At 65.9% G+C, this 4,234-nt stretch carries 5 protein-coding genes and 1 pseudogene; 4 read left to right on the top strand and 2 right to left on the bottom strand.

All coding sequences use genetic code 11. The features are described 5' to 3' along the window. The first annotated feature begins 21 nt into the window (after nucleotides 1–21). Nucleotides 22–584 (top strand): annotated as a pseudogene (locus H0W38_RS17740) (SDR family NAD(P)-dependent oxidoreductase). A 16-nt stretch (nucleotides 585–600) separates the two neighbouring features. Further along, complete coding sequence (locus H0W38_RS17735) at nucleotides 601–1,335, top strand: aldolase (protein ID WP_292456541.1); 735 nt, start codon at nucleotides 601–603, stop codon at nucleotides 1,333–1,335. A 60-nt stretch (nucleotides 1,336–1,395) separates the two neighbouring features. Here the strand turns inward: H0W38_RS17735 and H0W38_RS17730 are convergent, their stop codons facing one another. Both H0W38_RS17730 and H0W38_RS17725 read right to left on the bottom strand, forming a co-directional pair. Further along, on the bottom strand, nucleotides 1,396–1,728 hold the full coding sequence (locus H0W38_RS17730) for an ATPase with chaperone activity (RefSeq protein WP_292456539.1): 333 nt from the start codon (nucleotides 1,726–1,728) through the stop codon (nucleotides 1,396–1,398). Between the two features lie 318 nt (nucleotides 1,729–2,046). Next, nucleotides 2,047–2,457 carry a nucleotide pyrophosphohydrolase gene (locus tag H0W38_RS17725; protein WP_292456538.1) on the bottom strand — a complete coding sequence of 137 codons (411 nt, stop codon included), beginning with the start codon at nucleotides 2,455–2,457 and terminating at the stop codon, nucleotides 2,047–2,049. On the opposite strand from H0W38_RS17725, the gene sat reads away from it, so the two are divergent. Both sat and H0W38_RS17715 read left to right on the top strand, forming a co-directional pair. After that, nucleotides 2,388–3,779: a sulfate adenylyltransferase gene (sat, locus tag H0W38_RS17720; RefSeq protein ID WP_292456535.1), complete on the top strand. Its 1,392-nt coding sequence runs from the start codon at nucleotides 2,388–2,390 to the stop codon at nucleotides 3,777–3,779. The genes H0W38_RS17725 and sat overlap by 70 nt on opposite strands. A gap of 184 nt (nucleotides 3,780–3,963) precedes the next feature. Continuing rightward, on the top strand, nucleotides 3,964–4,234 hold a 271-nt coding region (locus H0W38_RS17715), incomplete at its 3' end, for a hypothetical protein (protein WP_292456533.1).

The following is a 4,234-nucleotide window of genomic DNA, read 5'->3' as shown; positions in this document are numbered from 1 at the left end:
GCTCTCGAAGGCGCGCAGGTCATCGTCAACGGCCGCACGCAGCGGCGCGTCGACGAGGCCGTCGAGAGCATCAAGGCCGGCCAACCCGGCGCGCACGTGCGGGGCTTCGCGCTCGACCTGTCCACCTCCGACGGCTGCCGCGCGCTGATCGAGCAGTTGCCGCAGGTCGATGTGCTCGTCAACAACCTGGGCATTTTCGAGCCCAAGCCCTTCGAACAGATCCCCGACGAGGACTGGCTGCGCTTCTTTGAGACCAACGTGCTCAGCGGCATACGCCTGTCGCGCCACTACGTGGCCGGCATGCGCGAGCGAGACTGGGGCCGCATCGTGTTCGTGTCGAGCGAGTCGGCGCTGCAGATCCCCACCGAGATGATCCACTACGGCATGACCAAGACGGCGCAACTCGCCGTGGCGCGCGGGCTGGCGAGTTCTTTTCGACCGCGCGGCCCTCGTCAGTACTGCAGCGCTTTGCGACGCCCGATGAAGTGGCGGCGATGATCGCCTACGTGTGCAGTGCGCGCGCGTCGGCCACCACCGGCGCGTCGCTCCGTGTGGATGGTGGCGTGCTGCGCTCGATTGCCTAGCGGTCAGGTCGAGAACATGCCGAACCCGTCTTCGCACATTGACGATTTCCATTCCGAGCCGGTCGGCCGGCTGCGCGCGGACCTGGCGTTGGCCCTGCGGGCGGCTGCGCACCATGGCCTCGCCGAGGGCGTGTGCAACCACTTCAGCATCGAACTGCCCGACGGGTCCGGCAGGTTCTTGCTCAACCCTCGCGGCCTGTTGTGGAGCGAGGTCTCGGCCGACGACATCGTGATGATCGACGGGGCGGGCAGCCGCCTTGCGGGGCGCCACGAAGTGGAGCCGACGGCCATGTTCATCCATGCCGCCATCCACCGCATCGCCGGCAAGGCCTGCGTTCTGCACACCCACATGCCGTACGCGATGGCGTTGACCTTGACCGTCGATCGGACCTTGGACACCACCTTGTCGCAGACTGCCATGCGCTTTCACGGGCGGGTCGCCGTGGATGCCGACTACAACGGGCTGGCGCTCGACATCGCCGAAGGCGAGCGCATTGCCCGCGCCATGCACGGCGCCGATGTCGTCTTCCTCGGCAACCACGGCGTGGTGGTCTGCGGCTCGCGCATCGACCACGCCTACGACGACTTGTATTACCTCGAGCGGGCTTGCGCGGCGCAGGTGCTGGCCGGCTCCACCGGCCGGCCGCTGGCGCCTGTGGCGCCGGCAATTGCGCAGCGCGTGGCGCAACAGACGCTCGGCGAGCGCGTGCAGTCGGAGTTGTTCTTCGAGGCGTTGAGACGCGCGCTCTGAGCTGGTCGGTCTGTCACGCGGCTCGCGCCGGCCGCGACTGACCGCGACGCGCAACCCTCGTCAGGCGTCGTCTGCCAGCGTGGCGATAAGCACGGCAACGTCCCACTCCAGCAACTCCGCAAGCCGACGCAGGACCCAACGGCTTTCATCGGCACCGAACGCCGTGTCGCCGCTCGTCAGGCCCCGATAGATGCGCTCCAGCACGTCCGACTCGGTGATGCCCAGTGCGACCACCGTGGTTCGGGCGGTCTCCGTCAGCATCTGAGCCATGTCTTCGCAGAGTTCGTAGCGTTGCGCGATCACCTCGCGCGGCGCGTTCGGCTTGATGCGGCCGGGCGGCAGATAGAGCCGCATGAACGAGTCGGGGATGAGGATCTGGTTGTCGTCGAACATGCTGAGAGGGGGCAATCGGTTCAGTGAAGGGGCTCGGTGGGCACACACGTCTCGGGGAGGGGGCATCGGCAGCGTGCCGTCCAGGCGGCGGTACTCAGCGAGCCACAGCGAGCAGCCGAGTGGGAACGGTAGCGCTGAGGGTCTGTAGGCCCTCAAGCTGCATGTAGCGCCGGTTCGGGGTCCACTCGTCGTTCTGCTCACAGGTACGGCCAATCGCCCTCGATGGGGCGGTTCAGGAACGCGCCCACACGTCCGACGACTGCCGACTTCATGCAGCACTGCCGGGCATGAGGCCGGCGTGCCGCGCCAACCCGTGGCTCACTTCGCCGGGCCCGGACCCAACTCGGTGTACTTGCGGCTCGATCCGTACGACGCCGAGACCGGGTACTTGTCGCCGTTCTTCTTCAGCTTGCGGATGGCCGCTTCGTTGAGGTCCACACCCAGCACGCTGGCCAGCCGTACCAGATAGAGCAGCACGTCGGCCAGTTCGTCACGCAGCGGCTCGGTCAACCGCGGGTCGCTGGCGGCGGTCAACGAGGCCTGCTCGGGCATCCACTGGAAAAGTTCGCTGAGTTCGCCCACCTCGCCGGTGAGCGCCATCACCAGGTTTTTTGGCGAATGAAAGCGGACCCAGTCGCGCTCGGTCGCAAAGTCCTGCAGTGCACGGGCCAGGCCGTCCACGTCGACCAGTCGGGTTCGAGGGTTTTCAGCAGCGCTGTCTTCGGTCATCGTGCACCCATGGGCTGATCGGACATTGTCGTCGCGCGGCGGCCCGATCAGGTGCGCTTATCGGCGGATCAACAATTCCGAATTGCACTCGGCACCGTGCTCGCGAAAATGCATGCGAGTCCCCACCACGGAGGCCTGCCTTGCCCGATCTGATTCCGCCCCACGGAGGTGTCCCGCTCAGGCCTCTGATGCTGACCGACACCGCGCAGCTGGCCGAACGCGCACGCGCGCAGCAGTTGCGCCGCGTGTGCATCAGCTCACGCGAGAAGGGCGACTTGATCATGCTCGGCATCGGCGGCTTTTCGCCGCTTGACGGCTTCATGGGCCAAGCCGACTGGCAAGCCGTGTGCGACCACATGCACACCGCGCAGGGCCTGTTCTGGCCCATCCCGATCACGCTGTCGACCGACGCGGCAACGGCCGATTCCATCGAAACGGGCTCCGACGTGGCGCTCATCGATCCCGACGACGAAAGCGTGCTCGCGACGCTGCATGTCAGCGAGAAATATCGCATCGACAAGGCGCATGAGTGCCAGCAGGTATTCAAGACCACGGATGCCGAGCACCCGGGCGTGCGCATGGTCATGGAGCAGGGCGACGTGAACCTGGCCGGAGCGCTGCGCGTACTGTCCGACGGCGGCTTCAAGGCCAGGTATCGCGCGCTGTTCATGACGCCCGCCGAGACGCGCGCCGAATTTCAGCGCCTGGGCTGGCAGCGCGTAGCCGCGTTCCAGACGCGCAATCCCATGCACCGCTCGCACGAATATCTGGCCAAGGTGGCGATCGAGATCTGCGACGGCGTGCTGGTGCATTCGCTGCTGGGCAACCTCAAGCCGGGTGACATTCCCGCCGACGTTCGCACGCGCGCCATCGGCGAGCTCATTCAAAAGTACTTCGCGCCCCACACCGTGGTGCAGGCGGGCTACCCTCTGGATATGCGTTATGCAGGCCCGCGCGAGGCATTGCTGCACGCGGTGTTCCGCCAGAACTACGGCTGTGCGTACCAGATCCTGGGGCGCGACCACGCCGGCGTGGGCAGCTACTACGGCCCGTTCGACGCGCACCGCATCTTCGACGAGATTGCGCCCGACGCACTGCAGATACAGCCGATGAAGATCGACTGGACCTTCTGGTGCTTCCGCTGCGGCGGCATGGCGTCGGCGCGCACCTGCCCGCACGAAGCGGCCGACCGGCTGCAGGTGTCGGGCACGCAACTGCGCAAGTCGCTCGAACAGAACGGCGCGGTGCCTCCCGAGTTCAGCCGGCCCGAGGTGCTGCAAATCCTTCGCGAGCATTACGCCTCGACGGCTGCGAAATCGTAGTCCGCCGCTCCTAGGGTTTGCAAGAGGTTTTCGGGGAATTGCGGTCCTTCATTCGGCGCCTCTATCGGACCATAAATATCTTCGCCTTCATGCGGTGCGGGCCTGACTGCAGAATCGCTGGCGTCCAACCACACATCGACCGCCAAGCACACGTGGTCGCAATTACCGCCGCTGAGAGGGAACGATGTTCGCCAGCAATCCATTCGCCTTGCTATCGGCGCAGTTGTCGCCGGCCGTCATGCAGACCTTCGTCGTGATCATGATCGTGCTGGTGATCGCAGGCACGCTGTTCGACGTGGTGCACAAGGGCAGCGCCAGGTACTTCTTCAACAACTGGCGAAATTCCGCCAACAAGGGCGGTCAGGAAGTGGCCGGTGGCGAACTGCTGTCGCTCGCCGTCAAGACCGGCGTGGTCGACGTGCTGGCTTCGGGCGAGTTCTGCAACCCGCGTCGTC

The organism is Methylibium sp., assembly GCF_013817365.1.
Classification (GTDB): domain Bacteria; phylum Pseudomonadota; class Gammaproteobacteria; order Burkholderiales; family Burkholderiaceae_C; genus Methylibium.
The sequence above is the reverse complement of the archived record's forward strand: the minus strand, read 5'-3'. Positions and strand labels throughout refer to the sequence as shown.

What these genes read in the sequence shown, in the direction of transcription:
- H0W38_RS17735 (WP_292456541.1), top strand. Translation starts at nt 601, where the DNA reads ATGCCGAACCCGTCTTCGCACATTGACGATTTCCATTCCGAGCCGGTC.
- H0W38_RS17730 (WP_292456539.1), bottom strand. Translation starts at nt 1,728, where the DNA reads ATGTTCGACGACAACCAGATCCTCATCCCCGACTCGTTCATGCGGCTC.
- H0W38_RS17725 (WP_292456538.1), bottom strand. Translation starts at nt 2,457, where the DNA reads ATGACCGAAGACAGCGCTGCTGAAAACCCTCGAACCCGACTGGTCGAC.